This window comes from Pseudomonas hunanensis, from assembly GCF_013393325.1.
In the GTDB taxonomy this organism is placed as follows: domain Bacteria; phylum Pseudomonadota; class Gammaproteobacteria; order Pseudomonadales; family Pseudomonadaceae; genus Aquipseudomonas; species Aquipseudomonas putida_P.
Map to the genome: position 1 here is coordinate 198,934 of NZ_QJRC01000101.1, position 17,972 is coordinate 216,905.

Sequence of the window (17,972 nt, forward strand, 5' to 3'; positions counted from 1 at the left end):
GCTATTTATGCTCTTGATCTTTATCTTGATCTTCGCGACTTCAGGAGGCCGAACGCTGAAGTCGCAATCTGCGTCGCCTGGACTATCGCGCGCTTTGAAGCAAAAGCCGAAGCAAGAGCAAGACCAAGGGACGGAACCCTGCGCGCCCTCGCGCCCTCTCAATCCCATAGGCCTGCTTCAGAGGACGCTGCCCATGAACCGCCTGTTGCCTTGGTTAGTCGCCGCCAGCCTGGCAGGCTGCGGCGAAACGGCCCTGTTGAACGTAAGCGAGGGCAGCGGGCCAACACCCGAGTTGCCTGCCCCCGTCACGACATTGATCCCCACCGTGAACATCGCCCCCGCAGTCGGCTGGCCAAAGGGCGGCAAGCCCACCGCAGCACCAGGCACTCAGGTCACCGCTTTCGCCAGCGGCCTCGACCACCCACGCTGGCTCTACTTGCTGCCCAACGGCGATGTGCTGGTAGCCGAAACCAACGCGCCCCCAAAGCCCGAAGATGGCAAGGGCATTCGCGGCTGGGCCATGGGCAAGGCGATGAAGCGCGCCGGTGCGACCGCCCCCAGCGCCAACCGCATCACCCTGCTGCGCGATGCAGACCATGATGGCGTGGCAGAAATCCGCACCCCGTTCATCGAGGGGCTCAACTCCCCCTTCGGCATGACGCTGGTAGGCAAGAATCTATATGTTGCCGACACCGACAGGCTGCTGCGCTTTCACTATGAACCAGGCGCCATGCAGATCACCGAAAAGGGTCACCTGGTTACCGAGTTGCCCGGCGGGCCGCTGAACCATCACTGGACCAAGAACGTAATCGCTAGCCCCAACGGCCAAAAGCTTTATGTGACGGTTGGCTCGAACAGCAATGTGGGTGAAAACGGCCTGGACAAAGAACAGTCGCGTGCCGCGATCTGGGAAGTGGACCCGGCAAGCGGCAATCATCGGCTGTTCGCCACCGGCCTGCGCAACCCCAACGGAATGGCCTGGGAGCCTCGCAGCGGCGCCTTGTGGACGGCGGTCAACGAACGGGACGAAATCGGCAGCGATCTGGTGCCGGACTACATCACATCCGTCAAAGAAGGTGGTTTCTATGGCTGGCCCTACAGCTACTACGGGCAACACGTAGACGAGCGAGTGCAGCCACAGGCCCCGCAGAAGGTAGCCCAGGCACTGACACCGGATTATGCCGTCGGCCCGCACACCGCATCGCTAGGGCTGGCATTCTTAGAGCCTGGCGTACTGCCAGCACCCTTTGAACAAGGCGCACTGATAGCCCAGCATGGTTCGTGGAACCGCAAACCACACAGTGGCTACAAGGTGATATTCGTGCCATTCGACCACTCAGGCAAACCTGCAGGCCCCCCCATCGACCTGCTGACCGGGTTTTTGGATAGAGAGGACAATGCGATGGGGCGACCGGTGGGCGTGATCAATGATGGCCGCAGTGGTGTACTGGTGGCCGACGATGTCGGCAATGTAGTCTGGCGAGTAAGCATGACCGCCAGGGCCCGATTGAACCAGGGCACTGCTGCTCAAACCAGGCCAAACAGCAGTCCCGAATGACAAACCCGATATCAGGCCGGGAAAAAACGTTGCGCCAGCGCAGGCGTACGGAACTGCGCCCGATAAGCGGCCACATCGAACAGTAGCCCCGTACGCAAGTCATACACCGGGCCGGAAACAGGCTTTCCGGTTTGGGCCAACGTCACCTTGATAAAGCGATAATGCTCACCATACACCTGCTCCAGGCCCTCGATGCGCAAGTAGTTACCCGGTAGCATCAGTGATTCACCCTCCTGCCAGAAGATGGAAAACGCGCTGATCGGTGTTGCCCCCCTATATCGCCCAGCCACCAGCTCGAACACCACCGAACTGTCGTCGAACAGCCCAGGCAAACTGCCCGGCGCCCCGGCGAAGGGCAAGCAGGCGAACTCGGTAACCTTGTACGGGTTTTCGGTGAACGAAGTCAGGTCGGTATTGACCAGCACATCACCCACCCGCAAATGGCCGTTTCGATAGAACTCGCCACCGGTACCACGCGAGCGGTGCCCACCGCGATACAAGGTAACCTCGTTGCTCTTGGGTAGCCGCCCCAGGCTATCGGCCAGATCATTGATATAACTGTCTTCATCGCCGTACTGGTACCGTCCGGTGCGCATGACATCGTTCACGGTGGACTCGTTGCTGGTGTACCACTCGACCAGCGAATTGAAGTACTCATGGCCGTAGCGGTAGGAATAGCGAGGCAAGCCATCAACCTTGACGCAATCCAGCCCACGCTCGTCCAGGTCTGGTGCCCGCCCATTAGGCAGCTCGGCGACAGGCCACTTCTCCAGCAATGCTTTCTGGCGCTGTAGAGACTGCTCGGCCAGCCGCGTGCTCGACGCGTCATCAATGGCTGTGTAGGTATCCCAGAACGGCGAGGGAACACTTGGCATGCCTTCCACCGCCGGAGGGCTGCCGCCCAGCAACCGAGGAGGCCCCAGCAGCTCCCACTCACCCGCCGCGTTCAAGCGCACGGGCCTAAGCGGGACGAAGGCATAGGGATTGTTTACGGGCACCACTAACCAGACGGCCAGTTCATGACTGTATCGCACCCGGTAAGTGAGACCATTCAATGTAATCCAGCACTTGCCATCGTCAGTCATGCGAACACCACGCAGGCGTCCACTCGCGCCCAACTCACCACTCACCAGCGCGTTGGTCTCCTCGCCCTCCACTAAGCGTGTGGCACTGCTATCGGCCTGCCAGACCTCTAGCTCGACACCAACTTCATGGGGTGGTGCCTGGCGCAAAACACTCCCCAGACTTGGCTGTGTCGTTACATCCAACAAGTTGAAACTTGCGAACACGCTGTCGAGCACTGCAGAACGCAGTGCACTCATGCGCGATTGCGCGTCTGTCGCGTTAAGGGCTTCATCAATATCCAGGGCGACCTTCGCCACACCCGCCCCGAGCAACATCAGGGATATCGGCCACCCCAAAGGAACGAAGCCGCCGAAGACGCCGATGAATGCTGACAGATAACCGCTGAGCATTGCCTTGCGCAAACTTGTGTTATCACGCATCAGTTGCGCATTACGGCGCATCTCGTCGAGCGCCTGCTCTATGATGCAGGTGAAGAAGTTGCCATTGAGCGGACGCTCGAACAGCTTGAGCGCGATCAACGCCGCCTCATCCGAACGGCTGTCAGCGATGCCTTTTAGGTGCACCTTGATCAACTGCTGCCTGGCGGCATCGTGCCGGTTGCCATGCCCTTGCGCGATAAAGCTGTCCAATGCCTGCGGCGTTTGCCATCGCGTCACAAGCCAGCGGACCATTTCCAGCTCGGAATCGAATGCCCTGAGCGCCTCAGCGTGCCAAGGCAAGTACGCCAATACCCTTCCACCCTGTGCGTGGAAGGTGAACAGGCAGCCCCTGTCTCCCTCGCCAAACACGTAGCGAACGACCGTGAGCGGAGGCTCGTCATTGTCCTGACGCAACTTCTGCAGGGTGGGCAGCTCTACGCCCGAAAGCGTCTCGCTTACCATGGCGCACAGATGTCGCCAGTCCGACTGCGAGATCCGCTGGCAAGTCAGCGCAAGCCTTCCTTCACCCAGCAGGTTGACTTTGGCCAGTACTCGAAAACTCTTCTCGTGAGCCGCCCAAAAACGCTCGACCTCTCCGCGGTAGAGTGATGCGAAATCCAGTGCCCACAAGTCCTGCTGCACCGCGCTACCCAGCATGCGGACTTCATTACGCTCGTCGTAAAAAGCCGCGTGAGGCCCCTGCCAATAGAAGCCGCCGCGCAGGTCCAGCTCATCTACAGCATCCTGAAAGTAGTCATCGAACCGCTCTACTACCAGCTCGGTAAGCACCAGCGACTTCTGTGGCGGCCCTCTGTGCTGCCACCCCGTGAAACTGCGGCTGCTGGAACTCTCGGTATTGAACTGGTGCCACCAGACGAACCGCGGATCCACACGCTTGCCAGTGTGTTTGAACACAATCTGCTCTGCGTGCCTGCTCGCTAGCAGGTAGGGATCAGGGTAAGCGTGCAGCACTTCATCGACCAGCCGGATCAAGGGGATCACGGCATCAGCCAATTCAAGGCTATGACGGGTTTGTTCTTCGATCTTGCTCATGGCCCACTCCAGATGACACCCAAAGAAGGCATCATCGTCTTGCCATGGCATGAATCAGCGGTAGGTGTGCACTGCCACGAAGCGTGACGCGGTGGCCAGACCTGCAAGGTTGGACAAAACCTGCGCTGCAGGAACCGCGCTCAGCGGCTCCTGCAACGCCACACCCCAAGCGCTGTCAGGGGTTCTGTGCGAGGTGCCCTTGCGGGATCACACGCTTGGCCTGCAGGTAGGCTTTGGCCCAGTAGCTGTTGGACAGGTAGTCCAGGCGCACGGTACCGCCGGTGGAAGGGGCATGCACGAAGCGCCCTTCCCCAACATAAATGCCGGCATGGCTGACCTGCGAGCCACCACTGGTGGCGAAGAACACCAGATCACCGGACTGCAGCGACTTGGCGTCAACCGTCGGCGCGCGCATGACGATCATTTCTCGCGTGGAACGCGGCAGGCTGATGCCGGCAGCATCACGGTACACATATTTGATCAGGCCGCTGCAGTCGAAACCGGAATCCGGTGTATTGCCACCCCAACGATAAGGCGTACCCACCAGCCCAATGGCGCGAATCAACACGTCATCGGCAATCGGCGAAGGGTTGGGTTGGCTGTAGGTGACCTGCGGCTGTACCACAGGGGCCGGCGCAGGCGCACGGCTGGAGCAGGCAGCGAGTAATGCCGCCAGGGAGAGAAATGCGAAGCGCGCCATCTTTACCATGGCCAGAACATCCTGTCTGAGACCGCTGCGCCGCAGCCGAAAAGAGTTGAGAATTTAGATTAGACGCTTTCTGTAAATGCGCACGGCGGCGAGCTTTTTTCAAAGCATCGCCGCCGCGGCAGGGTACATCATTTTGCCATCAGTTGCGCGCGATGTTGGTCGGCGCCATGGCCAAGGCTCGCTTGGCTTCGATGAAGGTCTTGCTCCAGTAGCGATCACCGAGGCTGTCGATGCGCACACCGCCGCTGCGGCGGCTGCTGGAGTGGATGAACTGGTTGTCACCCAAGTAGATGCCAGCATGGCTTACGCGACCGCGGCCATTGGTGCTGAAGAACAGCAGGTCACCTGGCTTGAGCTTGTTGCGGGCCACTTTCGGGGCATCGACGTTGATCATTTCACGCGTGGAGCGCGGCAGGGTCATGCCCGCCTCTTCGCGGAACAGGTAGCCGATGAAGCCACTGCAGTCGAAGCCGGACTTTTCCGAGGTACCACCGAAGCGGTAGCGGGTGCCGATCAGCGACATGCCGCGCTCGAGAATGCTGTCAGCCAGCACTGGCAGCTGGTAAGGCTTGCTGCTGGAGAACGACTCCAGGTCATCTTCAGTGGCCAGCTCTTCCGGCTCGCCGAATACCGACGAGGACGAGGCTTTGGCCTTGATTGCCGATTGTGCGGCGATCGGGGTGTGATCCTGAGGCTCTGAATGAGACGCTGGGCCTTGGGCCGCGCAGCCAAAAAGCAGGGTCACGAGTGCGAGTGGCACGAGGGGTGCGAAGCGCTTCAGCATGGGCACGACCGTGTCTGTAATCCTTTAGAAGGGTGAAACTATGCCCTCTATCATGGCCATTTGCAAATTTTATCGAAAAAGATGTGACTTTTTTGTTTTGCCGCTCTGGCCCAGCGTTTTCAAGGGGTTACCAGCCCAGGGTTTCTTTCAGGAATGGGATGGTGAGCTTGCGTTGCGCCTGCAGCGAAGCCTGGTCGAGGCGTTCGAGCAGGTCGAACAGCGCACTCATGCTGCGCGCACCGCGGGTGAGGATGAAGTGACCGACTTCGTCGGTGAGGTGCAGACCACGGCGCGAAGCACGCAGTTGCAGGGCCCGCAGCTTGTCTTCGTCGGACAGGCCACGCATCTGGAATACCAGGGCCAGGGTCAGCCGCGACTTCAGGTCCGGCAGCTTCACCGGCAGTTCACGCGGTGATGCCGAGGCAGCCAGCAGCAAGCGCCGGCCACTGTCGCGCAGGCGGTTGAACAGGTGGAACATGGCTTCTTCCCAGTCAGCCTTGCCGGCGATCACATGCAGATCGTCGATGCACACCAGTTCGTATTGGGCCAGGTAGTCGAGCAAACCTACGCCACGATCGAGCAGTTGCGCCAGTGGCAGGTAGACAGCGGGTTCGCCCCGTTGCTGGAAGCGATGAGTGGCGGCCTGCAACAGGTGGGAACGGCCAACACCCTGCTTGCCCCACAGGTAGATAAGGCTCTCGGTCCAGCCGGCGTCGGCTTCGCATAGCCGCTCGACGTAACCCAATGCCGCAGCATTGGCGCCCGGATAGTAGTTGATGAAGGTGGCGTCATCGCGCAGGCGCACACCCAGGGGCAACTGGATCGGTGGTTTCATGCTCGCGGGCGGTCTACAGGACCGCAGGGGGCCTTTGGTGAACAATGTGCAAAGTCTATACCTGCAACGCGGGGCGCACAATCTCGGCTGCAGATAGCGCAAGCAAAATCAACAAGTTGCACTACTTTCAACCGTTGCAGAGGCTGCCATGTACCGGGCGGGCAGCACGGCAGCCCCACCGTTACAAGTCAGGATCGATATCTCCCGCGTACATGTCCGACTCCTTGTACAGGTCATGCATATGCCGCAGCAACACCATGATCACCGCCGCCACCGGCAAGGCCAGCAGCACCCCGGTAAAGCCGAACAGCTCACCACCGGCCAGGATGGCGAAGATAACGGCTACCGGGTGCAGGCCAATGCGGTCCCCCACCAGTAGCGGGGTCAGCACCATGCCCTCCAGCGCCTGCCCGACCATGAACACCGCAACGATGCCCAGCATCGGGTACAGGTCGCCGCCGAACTGGAACAGGCCAGCCACCAGCGCGGCACCAATGCCAATGATGAAGCCCATGTACGGCACGATGGCAGCAAGGCCGGCGAGCATGCCGATCAGTAGGCCCAGTTCGAGCCCCACCAGCATAAGCCCGGCCGAATAGATGATGCCCAGGGCCAGCATTACCATCAGTTGCCCGCGCACGAATGCCCCCAGCACTTCATGACACTCGCCCGCCAAGCCCATCACTTGCGGCTCACGCTGGCGCGGCAGCAGGCCGCGCAGCTTGCCCATCATCAGGTCCCAATCGCGCAGCAGATAGAAGCCCACTACCGGGATCAGCACCATATTGGCCAGCCAGGCCATCAACGCCAGGCTCGAAGCGGTCGCGTGGGACAACAACATGCCAACGATATCGGTGGTCTGGCCCATGTGCGCACCGATGGCGGCCTTGATCTTGTCGAACTTCCAGAAGCCATCGGCCAGGCCCAGACGGCTCTGCGCCCAAGGCAGCGCCACCTGTTCGAGCCAGTCGAGCATCTGCGGCGCCAACTCGTACAGACGCACCAACTGCTTGGCAAGCATCGGCACCAGCACCAGCAGCAAGGCCAGCAGCACCAGGGTGAACAGGCCGAACACCACCACCACGCCCCAAGTGCGCGACAGGCCCAGGCGTTCGAGGCGATCGACCAGAGGGTCGGCCAGGTAGGCCAGCAGAATGCCGACCAGGAACGGGGTAAGAATATTGTGCAGGCTATAAAGCAGCACAGCGATAAGCAGGGCGGCACCCAGCCAGATCCAGCGACGCATGTCGGTCACGGTGTGCTCCCCTTACCAGCGAAAACGCAGGCCGTCGAACGGCTTGGGCGCAGGCTGCGCGGGCGCGGGCTGCCCGGCGACGGCATCGGCATCGGCGGCTGGCGCTGGCGTAGCAGGCACTACCGGCGCCTGCTCTGCCGGCATTTCCTGCAGCTTGGCCAGGCCAAGCTGGGCGCGCAGCTGCTCACGATTGCCAGTCACCCCGTAGGTCAGGGTAGTGCCTTCGGCCATTTGCAAACGAGGGCCATACGGCTCCAGTACACGGGCCAGCTCGGCGTAGCGCTGCAGGTTCATGCCCTGCACTTGCACTTGCATTTGGCTGCTGGCGCCCGGCCGGGTGACGTAGCGCGGCGCCAGGCGGCTGCTTACCGCCAGCATCACCGCATCGGCAAGAGCTGCCTGGTCCGCGCCCTCGGCACTCCCCTGCTCACGCTGGTCGCCCAGCCACAGCTGCCACTTAGCCTGCCACTTGCCGTCGGCCTCCTGGGCATGTACCGCCAGCAATGCATCGGCGCCATAGCGTTCTGAGGCTTCGCGCAGCGGCGCCGGATCGCTGCCTTCGATCTGCTTGGCATTGGCGACCAGTTGCTCCTGCAGGTCGCCCAGCGGCAAGCGCAGCGGCAGGCCACGGTGCTGGGCGGCGCGACGCAGGGGCTGGGCAGTCGCCTGGCCATCACCGACCAGGTTGCTGCCTTCGACGCTGTCGTTCAGCCACCACCCCAGGATCGAGGGCCGGTTACTGCCCCACAGGGCCAGGCCAGCCTTGCGCAAAGCACGCTCGGTGCTGCCGGGGTCGAACTCGACCACCACCGACTCGGGCGGACCGGCTTCGCTGCCCACTTGATTGATGATTTGCTGTGGGTCCTTACGCAGCTCGGCCAATGCCGGGCTTTGTACGGCCTTTGGATCGCCGGTCAGGCGTAGCACCAGCGTGTCGAGGGCGTTGACGGTGGCTGCTGTACGGGCTTCGGCACCCTGCCCGGTCACCGGCTCGCGTACCTGATAAAGGCCTGAGACATTTTCAGCCACGGCTGTGGCCGAGATCAGCGCCAGGCAACCGGCTGCCAGAATATTGAACAAACGCATGGAGGATTCCTGTCCAGTCGAGCATGAAGCTCGCTACTTGCAGCTTATACACATGCAACCGCATCAACCACCCTCGGCCCTTTTTCAACAATTTACCGCCCTGCCCGTCGGCCTGAGGATGGCCGCTGCCCGGCAACCCTGATAAAATCGCGCGCCTTCACAGACCACTGACGTTTCAGGCAGCCGCCGCTTACCCGCCGGCCTTGGCCGTCATGGTCGTTTTTAAGAATCCCTCCCTCCTAAAGGCCTGGATCAATGAGCAAGCAACCCTCCCTGAGCTACAAGGACGCCGGTGTAGACATCGACGCCGGCGAAGCACTGGTCGAACGCATCAAGGGCGTGGCAAAACGCACCGCACGCCCTGAAGTCATGGGTGGCCTGGGTGGCTTCGGCGCCCTTTGCGAGATCCCGGCTGGCTACAAGCAGCCGGTGCTGGTCTCCGGCACCGACGGCGTCGGCACCAAGCTGCGCCTGGCATTGAACCTGAACAAGCACGACAGCATCGGCCAGGACCTGGTCGCCATGTGCGTCAACGACCTGGTGGTATGCGGCGCCGAGCCGCTGTTCTTCCTGGACTACTACGCCACTGGCAAGCTGAACGTTGACGTGGCTGCCACCGTGGTCACCGGCATTGGCGCCGGTTGCGAACTGGCCGGCTGCTCGCTGGTCGGTGGTGAAACCGCCGAAATGCCTGGCATGTACGAAGGCGAAGACTACGACCTGGCCGGTTTCTGCGTCGGCGTGGTGGAAAAGGCCGAAATCATCGATGGCTCCAAGGTTGCCACTGGCGACACGCTGATCGCTCTGCCGTCCTCGGGCCCGCACTCCAACGGCTACTCGCTGATCCGCAAGATCCTCGAAGTGTCGGCTACCGACATCGAAAACACCCAGCTGGACGGCAAGCCGCTGACCGACCTGCTGATGGCGCCGACCCGCATCTACGTCAAGCCGCTGCTGCAACTGATCAAGAACACTGGCGCAGTCAAGGCCATGGCCCACATCACCGGTGGCGGCCTGTTGGACAACATCCCGCGCGTGCTGCCGAAAAACGCCCAGGCCGTGGTTGACGTGGCCAGCTGGCAGCGCCCTGCGGTATTCGACTTCCTGCAGGAAAAAGGCAACGTCGACGAGCACGAAATGCACCGTGTGCTGAACTGCGGCGTGGGCATGGTCATCTGCGTCGCCCAGGACCAGGTCGAAGCGGCCCTGAACGAACTGCGCGCCGCCGGTGAACAGCCATGGGTGATCGGCCACATCGCCGAAGCCGCCGAAGGCGCCGCCCAGGTCGAGCTGCAGAACCTCAAGGCACACTGATGCCGAGCAAGACCTGCAATGTAGTGGTACTGCTGTCGGGCTCCGGCAGCAACCTGCAAGCCCTGATCGACAGCTGCCAAGGCCAGGACAGCCCGGTGCGCATCCGTGCGGTGGTTTCCAACCGCGCCGATGCCTACGGCCTGCAACGCGCCACGGCAGCGGGCATCGAAGGTGCCGTGCTTGACCACACCCAGTTCGACGGCCGTGAAGCTTTCGATGCCGCCTTGATGGCGCGCATCGACGGCTTTGCCCCGGACCTGGTGGTGCTGGCCGGCTTCATGCGCATCCTCAGCGGCGGCTTCGTGCGCCACTATCAGGGCCGCCTGCTCAACATCCACCCGTCGTTGCTGCCCAAGTACAAGGGCCTGCATACCCACCGCCGGGCGCTGGAAGCAGGCGACGCCGAGCATGGCTGCAGCGTACACTTCGTGACTGAGGAACTCGATGGCGGCCCACTGGTCGTACAGGCTGTGGTACCGGTGGCGTCTGACGACACCGTCGAAAGCCTGGCCCAACGGGTACACCGTCAGGAACACCTGATCTACCCGCTGGCGGTGCGCTGGTTCGCTGAAGGGCGCTTGCGTCTTGGCGAACAGGGCGCATTACTGGACGGCCAGCCACTGGCGGCCAGCGGTCACTTGATTCGATCCTAGGAGAATTTATGCGTCGCGCCCTGCTCTTGGCTCTCGCCGTGCTCGCCCTGCCCCTCCAGGCAGCTGATCTGAAGCCCTTCTCGGCCAGCTACACCGCCGACTGGAAGCAGCTGCCCATGAGCGGTACCGCCGAGCGCAGCCTGGTCAAAAATGCCAACGGTACCTGGGACCTTAATTTCAAGGCCTCCATGATGATCGCCAGCCTGACCGAGCAAAGCACCCTGCGCCTGGAAAACGACACCCTACTGCCGCAGAAGTATCACTTCGAGCGCGGCGGCCTGGGCAAGGCCAAGAAGGTCGACCTGAACTTCGACTGGAGCGCCAAGAAGGTCACCGGCAGCGACCGTGGCGATGCCGTGAGCCTGCCGCTGAACCGCGGCGTGCTGGACAAGTCGTCCTACCAGCTGGCCCTGCAGCATGACGTGGCCGCCGGCAAGAAGAGCATGACTTACCAGGTGGTTGACGGTGACGAGATCGACACCTACGACTTCCGCGTGCTGGGCACCGAAAAGGTCACAACCAAGACCGGCCAGGTCGATGCGGTCAAGGTCGAGCGTGTGCGTGATCCAAGCCAGAGCAAGCGCATCACCGAGCTGTGGTTCGCCAAGAACTGGGACTACCTGCTGGTGCAACTGCGCCAGGTAGAAACCGATGGCAAGGAATATGTGATCGTGCTGCAAGATGGCACGGTGGATGGCAAGTCGGTGAAGGGTAACTGAGCCAGCGCCGCCTGCTGTACCCGAAGCCCCGCCCAGTGCGGGGCTTTTTCATGCCCGGCCGAAAGCAACCCTTGTGGGAGCGCTCTGGCTTTCATGAAACTTGTTTCATGCCCGTTTTATTTACTTAGCCTGCTAACAAACTCTATAAAGAGGGTGTGCGACACACTGTCGCAGCCATCTGAAGAAGTGGAGTTTACCGATGACTGTCCAAGTAACCGAACGCGACGAATCGAAAATGTCCCACGAAGGCCTGGCCGCTGGCGTGCGGATCTGGGATGTGCACCAACAAGGCCAGCTGGTGGGCATGTTCCATAATGAGCATGAAGCACACCAATACCGTGTAGAGCTGGAAGACCTGGAAAACCAGCGCACCACGCAATGACCCAGTCTTCAAATGGAAAACCCCGCCAAGGCGGGGTTTTTCGTTTTTACCACATCAGATCATCAGGGATCTTGTAGGCCGCGTACGGGTCATCTTCGTCCGCTTCCTCGACATGGGTATTGAGCAACAGGATACGGCTTGGGTCGCGCTCCTGGATTTTCACCGCCGCCTCACGAGGAATGATCTCGTAACCGCCGGCATGGGCGACCACGGCAAGCGCGCCGTTGCTCAGCTTGGTTCGCATCAAGGCGTTGACCGCAATACGCTTGACCTTCTTGTCGTCGACGAAGTTGTAGTAGTCCTCAGTGTTCAGCTTGGGCAGGCGGGTGGCTTCGATCAGTTGCTTGACCTGCGCGGCACGGGCCTTCTGCTCGGCCTTTTCCTGCTGCTGGCGATTCAGCTCCTGGTCGCGCTTGACCTTTTCGGCCATGGCTTCCTTGGCTATGCGCTGCTGGCTGTCGTCGACTTCGACCTGGCCTTTGTGCTCCATGCGCTTCTGTTTCTTTTCAGCTTTGTTGGTCTGCGAGACCTGTTTCTGGTTGACCAGACCGGCTTTGAGCAATTGGTCGCGAAGGGAAAGGCTCATGAATGTTCACTCACTTATGCAACAGCTCAGCCGCAGCTGGGCAGGTTCTTTTCCTGACGTTTGGCCTCACCCCAAAGGGCGTCCAGCTCGTCAAGGTTACAATCTTCAATGGGGCGGCCACTGTCGCGCAATGCCTGTTCGATAAAACGGAAGCGTCGCTCGAACTTGCGATTGGCGCGGCGCAGGGCGTTTTCCGGGTCGTGCTTGAGGTGGCGAGCCAGGTTGACCGCGGCGAACAGCAAGTCACCCACTTCATCTTCCAGGGCATCGGCATCGCCATCAGCCATGGCCTGCAGCACCTCATCCAGCTCTTCACGGACTTTGTCCAGCACCGGCAATGCCGCCGGCCAATCGAAACCGACCGTGGCCGCGCGTTTTTGCAGTTTGGCTGCCCGCGACAGCGCCGGCAAGGCTGCCGGCACGTCGTCGAGCAGCGACAGCTGTTCGGGCTGGGCTTTTTCCGCGCGCTCTTCGGCCTTGATTTCTTCCCAACGCGACTTGACCTGGGCCTCGCTCAAGCTGGGGGTATCCACCGGCGCGTACAGCTCGCCAGTGGGGAATACATGCGGGTGGCGGCGGATGAGCTTGCGGGTGATGCTGTCGACCACGCCCTCGAACTCAAAACGCCCCTCCTCCCGGGCCAGCTGGCTGTAATAGACCACCTGGAACAGCAAGTCGCCCAGCTCACCTTGCAGGTGCTCGAAATCGCCTCGCTCGATGGTGTCAGCGACCTCGTAGGCTTCTTCGATGGTGTGCGGGACAATACTCGCGTAGTTCTGCTTCAGGTCCCATGGGCAGCCGTACTGCGGGTCGCGCAGACGGGCCATGAGGTGCAGCAGGTCTTCGAGGGTGTAGGTCATGTAAACAGGTCCTTCGGCGGTGGCTTCTTCGCGGGCGAACCCGCGAAGCAGGCGACGCAGTCTCAAGGGGTACGATTACGCCGCGTCTCGATGATGTTCGGCAGCTGCGAGATCCGCCCCAGCAGGCGACCCAGCGCGTCCAGGCCTGGAATCTCGATGGTCAGCGACATCAGCGCGGTGTTGTCTTCCTTGTTCGAGCGGGTGTTCACCGCCAATACGTTGATCTTTTCGTTCAACAGCACCTGCGACACGTCGCGCAGCAGGCCCGGGCGGTCGTAGGCACGGATGACGATGTCGACCGGGTAGGTCTGCACCGGGATCGGCCCCCAGCTCACCTGGATCATGCGCTCCGGCTCCTTGCCTGCCAGTTGCAGCACCGAGGCGCAGTCCTGGCGGTGAATGCTCACGCCACGGCCCTGGGTGATGTAGCCGACGATGGCATCGCCCGGCAGCGGCTGGCAGCAACCAGCCATCTGCGTCAGCAGGTTGCCGACACCCTGGATCTGGATGTCGCCACGCTTGCCGGTACGAGGCCCGGTTGGCTTGCGCGGCACCAGCTCGATCTGCTCGATGCGCTCGGGCTCCAGCAACTGCTGGGCGGCATTGACCAGGTGCGCCAGGCGCAGGTCGCCAGCACCGAGCGAGGCGAACATGTCCTCGGCGGTCTTGACGTTGGTCTTCTCGGCCAGGCGTTCGAAGTCCACTTGCGGCAGGCCCAGGCGGCTGAGCTCGCGCTCGAGCAAGGTCTTGCCGGCAGCGACGTTCTGGTCGCGCGCCTGCAGCTTGAACCAGTGGACGATCTTGGCCCGCGCTCGCGAGGTGGTGACGTAGCCCAGGTTGGAGTTCAACCAGTCACGGCTGGGGTTGCCATGCTTGCTGGTGATGATCTCCACCTGCTCGCCGGTTTGCAGGCTGTAGTTCAGCGGCACGATACGGCCGTTGATCTTCGCGCCCCGGCAGTTGTGGCCGATCTCGGTATGCACGCGGTAGGCGAAGTCCAGTGGCGTGGCGCCCTTGGGGAGATCGATGGCGTGGCCGTCGGGGGTGAACACATAGACCCGGTCGGGCTCGATGTCGACCCGCAACTGCTCGGCCAGGCCACCGATGTCGCCCAGCTCTTCATGCCATTCCAGCACCTGACGCAGCCAGGAGATCTTCTCTTCATAGTGGTTGGAGCTGGGCTTGACGTCGGTGCCCTTGTAGCGCCAGTGGGCGCACACCCCAAGCTCGGCTTCTTCGTGCATGCCGTGGGTACGGATCTGCACCTCCAGCACCTTGCCCTCGGGGCCGATTACCGCTGTGTGCAGCGAGCGGTAGCCGTTCTCCTTGGGGTTGGCGATGTAGTCGTCGAACTCCTTGGGAATGTGCCGCCACAAGGTATGCACGATACCCAACGCGGTGTAGCAGTCGCGAATTTCCGGCACCAGCACGCGTACTGCACGCACGTCGTAGATCTGGCTGAATTCCAGGCCTTTGCGCTGCATCTTGCGCCAGATCGAATAGATATGTTTCGCCCGGCCGCTGATGTCGGCGTTCACACCGGTGGCCAGCAGCTCGTTCTGCAGTTGGTTCATCACGTCGCTGATGAAGCGCTCGCGGTCCAACCGGCGCTCGTGCAACAGCTTGGCGATCTGCTTGTACTGGTCGGGTTCGAGGTAGCGGAAGGACAGGTCTTCCAGCTCCCACTTGATGTGGCCGATACCCAGGCGGTGCGCAAGCGGTGCATAGATGTCGAACACCTCACGCGCGACGCGCAGGCGTTTTTCGTCGTCGGCGGCCTTGACCGCACGGATTGCGCAGGTGCGTTCGGCCAGCTTGATCAATGCCACCCGCACGTCGTCGACCATGGCCACGAGCATCTTGCGCAGGTTCTCGACCTGCGCCTGCGAGCCCAGTACCAGCGACTGGCGTGGGCTGAGGCTGGCACTGATAGCGGCCATGCGCAGCACGCCGTCGATCAGCTTGGACACGACCGGGCCAAAACGCTGGCTGACTTCGGCCAGGGTAACTTTGCCCTCGCGCACCGAGCGGTAGATGACCGCTGCCACCAGGGAATCCTGGTCGAGCTTGAGATCGGCGAGAATTTCGGCGATTTCCAGGCCCGCCTGGAAGCTCGACGTACCGTCCGCCCAGGAATGCTTGGCCGGGTTGCCCTTTTTCTCTACTTCATGAGCAAACTCGCAGGCTTCTTTCAGCGCTGCGCGATCCAGTGCCGAATCGACGCTTACCACATGGTCCAACCATGCTTCGAGATTGATACTGCCGTCAGTGTTGACCGGCTGGTGCACTCTCACCTGTACCATCTTTGTTATACCTTTCCATACAGCGCACCACGCGGGTGCGCTGGCGATCACCGTGCGGCCGCCATTCCATGGCAACCGCACCAAGGGGCCAGTCAGCTAGCCCGCTTCGAATAACGCCATGGCCTCGACATGCGCCGTCTGAGGAAACATGTCGAGAATCCCGGCCCTTTTTAACCGGTACCCCTGACCGACCAGCACCTGGGCGTCTCGCGCCAGCGTGGCCGGGTTGCACGATACATAGACCAGCCTGCTGGCCTTGAGGCGGGCGATGCCTTGCACCACCTCGAAAGCACCGTCGCGCGGTGGATCCAAGAGTACCGCAGAAAAGCCCTCGGCGGCCCATCCGGTGCCTGCCAAAGGCTGCGATAAATCGGCCTGAAAAAACCGTGCGTTATGCACATTGTTGTTCCGGGCATTGGCTGCGGCCCGATCGACCATGGCCTGCACACCTTCCACTGCCACCACCTCGCGCGCCTGGCGGGCCAGCGGCAGGGCGAAGTTGCCCAGGCCACAGAACAGGTCCAGCACGCGCTCGTCGGCCTGTGGTGCGAGCCAGGCCAAGGCCTGCTCGATCATGGCCGTGTTGACCTGGGCATTCACTTGCACGAAGTCGCCAGGGCGCCAGGCCAGTTCCAGCTGCCAGGGCGCCAGGGCAAAGCCCAGTTGCGCGGCCGGGTCCACGGGTGCCGGCTCACCTTCGCCTTGCAACCACAGCTGGGCATTGGCCTGCTCGCAGAACGCCTGCAGCCTGGCCAGGTCCTCGGCCGGTAGCGGCGCCACGTGGCGCACCAGCACCGCCTCGGCAGTGCCGCTGAATAGCTCCACATGGCCTAGCGCCTGCGGTTTGTTCAACGAGCGCAGCACCGTCGGCAAGTGCCGCAGAATCGACTGCAAGGGCTGTACCAGCACAGCGCAATCATCGATGGCAATGATGTCCTGGCTGGCTTCGGCACGGAAGCCTACCTCCAGTTGACGCGCCTTGATGTCCCAGCGTACGGCCACGCGAGCCCGGCGCCGGTAGCCGAATTCTGGCCCGCTCAAGGGGGCGGCCCATTCCTCGGGCTGCACGCCAGCTACCCGCTGCAGTTGCTCAGCCAGGGTGCGCTGCTTGAGCGCCAGCTGCGCTTGGTGCGGCAGATGCTGCAGGTTGCAGCCACCACAGCGGTCGTAGTAGCGGCACGGCGCCTCACGGCGCTCGGGGCTTGCCTGCAGCAAACGCTCGAGGCGGGCCTCGACCACTTTGCCACGGGCATTGAGCACGCGCGCCTCCACGGCCTCGCCGGCCAGGGCGCCACTGACGAACCAGGTGCGCCCGTCGTGGAACGCGATGCCACGGCCGTCACCGGCCAGGCGCTCGATGTCCAGGCGTTGTTTCTTGCCTACGGGAATCTGGGCGCTGCGGTTGCCGCCGGTCGGCTGGAAGCGCAGGCCACTGTTGGTTTTTTTCTTGGACATTTAGCTCGGGTCAAACAGGCCGGTGGACAGGTAACGGTCGCCACGGTCGCAGATGATCGCGACCATCACGGCATTTTCCACTTCGCGGGACAGGCGCAGCATGGCAGCGACCGCACCACCGGAGGACACACCGCAGAAAATGCCCTCTTCACGGGCAAGGCGACGGGTGGTGTCTTCGGCTTCCTGCTGCGACATGTCGACCACACGGTCGACGCGGGTGGCGTCGAAGATCTTTGGCAGGTATTCCTCGGGCCAGCGGCGGATACCTGGAATGGCCGAGCCTTCCATCGGTTGCAGGCCGATGATCTGCACCGCCGGGTTTTGCTCCTTGAGGTACTGCGAGCAGCCCATGATGGTGCCGGTGGTGCCCATGGAGCTGACGAAATGGGTAATGCTGCCCTGGGTCTGCTGCCAGATCTCGGGCCCGGTGCTGTTGTAGTGGGCAATTGGGTTGTCGCCGTTGGCGAACTGATCGAGCACCAGGCCACGACCTTCGGCCTGCAGCTTCTCGGCCAGGTCGCGGGCGCCTTCCATGCCCTCCTCCTTGGTCACCAGGATCAGCTCGGCGCCATAGGCGGTCATGGCGGCCTTGCGCTCGGCAGTGGAGTTGTCGGGCATGATCAGGATCATCTTGTAGCCCTTGATCGCCGCCGCCATCGCCAGGGCGATGCCGGTGTTACCGGATGTGGCTTCGATCAGGGTGTCGCCAGGCTTGATCTGCCCACGCAGTTCGGCGCGGGTGATCATCGACAGCGCCGGGCGGTCCTTCACCGAGCCGGCAGGATTGTTACCTTCGAGCTTGAGCAGGAGGGTGTTGCTGGTTTCACCAGCAATGCGCTGCAGGCGAACCAGGGGCGTATTGCCGACGCAATCGGCGATGGTTGGGTACTGCAAGGTCATGGCGTATTTCACAAT

Annotated in this window: 16 protein-coding genes; 5 read left to right on the top strand and 11 right to left on the bottom strand. The window is 62.0% G+C overall.

The window, feature by feature from the left end; all coding sequences use genetic code 11:
- The first annotated feature begins 193 nt into the window (after window positions 1-193).
- Window positions 194-1,558, top strand: coding sequence for a PQQ-dependent sugar dehydrogenase (locus DM807_RS25980; RefSeq protein WP_179028141.1), 1,365 nt, complete (start codon window positions 194-196; stop codon window positions 1,556-1,558).
- An 11-nt stretch (window positions 1,559-1,569) separates the two neighbouring features.
- Here DM807_RS25980 and DM807_RS25985 read toward each other — a convergent pair whose 3' ends face one another.
- The 6 genes from DM807_RS25985 to DM807_RS26010 form a co-directional block, all read right to left on the bottom strand.
- Window positions 1,570-4,116, bottom strand: a complete 2,547-nt coding sequence (locus tag DM807_RS25985; RefSeq protein WP_012270951.1) for a dermonecrotic toxin domain-containing protein — start codon at window positions 4,114-4,116, stop codon at window positions 1,570-1,572.
- Window positions 4,117-4,291: 175 nt separating this feature from the next.
- A complete protein-coding gene (locus DM807_RS25990; RefSeq protein WP_012270950.1) occupies window positions 4,292-4,825 on the bottom strand; it encodes a C40 family peptidase in 534 nt (177 codons plus the stop codon).
- A gap of 139 nt (window positions 4,826-4,964) precedes the next feature.
- Window positions 4,965-5,609 carry a C40 family peptidase gene (locus tag DM807_RS25995; RefSeq protein ID WP_012270949.1) on the bottom strand — a complete coding sequence of 215 codons (645 nt, stop codon included), beginning with the start codon at window positions 5,607-5,609 and terminating at the stop codon, window positions 4,965-4,967.
- Between the two features lie 127 nt (window positions 5,610-5,736).
- Complete coding sequence (gene hda / locus DM807_RS26000; protein ID WP_012270948.1) at window positions 5,737-6,444, bottom strand: DnaA regulatory inactivator Hda; 708 nt, start codon at window positions 6,442-6,444, stop codon at window positions 5,737-5,739.
- Window positions 6,445-6,625: 181 nt separating this feature from the next.
- Window positions 6,626-7,699 (bottom strand): AI-2E family transporter, encoded by a 1,074-nt coding sequence (locus DM807_RS26005; protein WP_012270947.1) that lies wholly within the window; start codon window positions 7,697-7,699, stop codon window positions 6,626-6,628.
- Between the two features lie 12 nt (window positions 7,700-7,711).
- Window positions 7,712-8,785 (bottom strand): DUF2066 domain-containing protein, encoded by a 1,074-nt coding sequence (locus tag DM807_RS26010; protein ID WP_069942166.1) that lies wholly within the window; start codon window positions 8,783-8,785, stop codon window positions 7,712-7,714.
- A gap of 255 nt (window positions 8,786-9,040) precedes the next feature.
- Here DM807_RS26010 and purM point away from each other — a divergent pair, with 255 nt between their 5' ends.
- The 4 genes from purM (at window position 9,041) to DM807_RS26030 (ending at window position 11,853) form a co-directional block, all read left to right on the top strand.
- Window positions 9,041-10,099 carry a phosphoribosylformylglycinamidine cyclo-ligase gene (purM, locus tag DM807_RS26015; protein WP_179028142.1) on the top strand — a complete coding sequence of 353 codons (1,059 nt, stop codon included), beginning with the start codon at window positions 9,041-9,043 and terminating at the stop codon, window positions 10,097-10,099.
- Entirely contained in the window at window positions 10,099-10,752 is a 654-nt protein-coding gene (purN, locus tag DM807_RS26020) for a phosphoribosylglycinamide formyltransferase (RefSeq protein WP_012270945.1), read from the top strand. The genes purM and purN overlap by 1 nt, the downstream gene beginning before the upstream one ends.
- An 8-nt stretch (window positions 10,753-10,760) precedes the next feature.
- Window positions 10,761-11,471 (top strand): DUF3108 domain-containing protein, encoded by a 711-nt coding sequence (locus DM807_RS26025; protein WP_012270944.1) that lies wholly within the window; start codon window positions 10,761-10,763, stop codon window positions 11,469-11,471.
- 199 nt (window positions 11,472-11,670) lie between these two features.
- Window positions 11,671-11,853 (top strand): hypothetical protein, encoded by a 183-nt coding sequence (locus DM807_RS26030; protein ID WP_012270943.1) that lies wholly within the window; start codon window positions 11,671-11,673, stop codon window positions 11,851-11,853.
- A gap of 46 nt (window positions 11,854-11,899) precedes the next feature.
- Here the strand turns inward: DM807_RS26030 and DM807_RS26035 are convergent, their stop codons facing one another.
- The 5 genes from DM807_RS26035 to cysM all read right to left on the bottom strand — a co-directional run bounded on the left by DM807_RS26035 (window position 11,900) and on the right by cysM (window position 17,957).
- Window positions 11,900-12,439: a DUF2058 domain-containing protein gene (locus tag DM807_RS26035; RefSeq protein ID WP_012270942.1), complete on the bottom strand. Its 540-nt coding sequence runs from the start codon at window positions 12,437-12,439 to the stop codon at window positions 11,900-11,902.
- A 26-nt stretch (window positions 12,440-12,465) separates the two neighbouring features.
- Complete coding sequence (gene mazG, locus DM807_RS26040) at window positions 12,466-13,299, bottom strand: nucleoside triphosphate pyrophosphohydrolase (RefSeq protein ID WP_060494268.1); 834 nt, start codon at window positions 13,297-13,299, stop codon at window positions 12,466-12,468.
- Between the two features lie 62 nt (window positions 13,300-13,361).
- Complete coding sequence (gene relA / locus DM807_RS26045) at window positions 13,362-15,602, bottom strand: GTP diphosphokinase (protein WP_012270940.1); 2,241 nt, start codon at window positions 15,600-15,602, stop codon at window positions 13,362-13,364.
- Window positions 15,603-15,698: 96 nt separating this feature from the next.
- Entirely contained in the window at window positions 15,699-17,057 is a 1,359-nt protein-coding gene (rlmD, locus tag DM807_RS26050) for a 23S rRNA (uracil(1939)-C(5))-methyltransferase RlmD (RefSeq protein ID WP_060515608.1), read from the bottom strand.
- Window positions 17,058-17,957 (bottom strand): cysteine synthase CysM, encoded by a 900-nt coding sequence (cysM, locus tag DM807_RS26055; protein WP_024717686.1) that lies wholly within the window; start codon window positions 17,955-17,957, stop codon window positions 17,058-17,060.
- Window positions 17,958-17,972 lie beyond the last annotated feature (15 nt).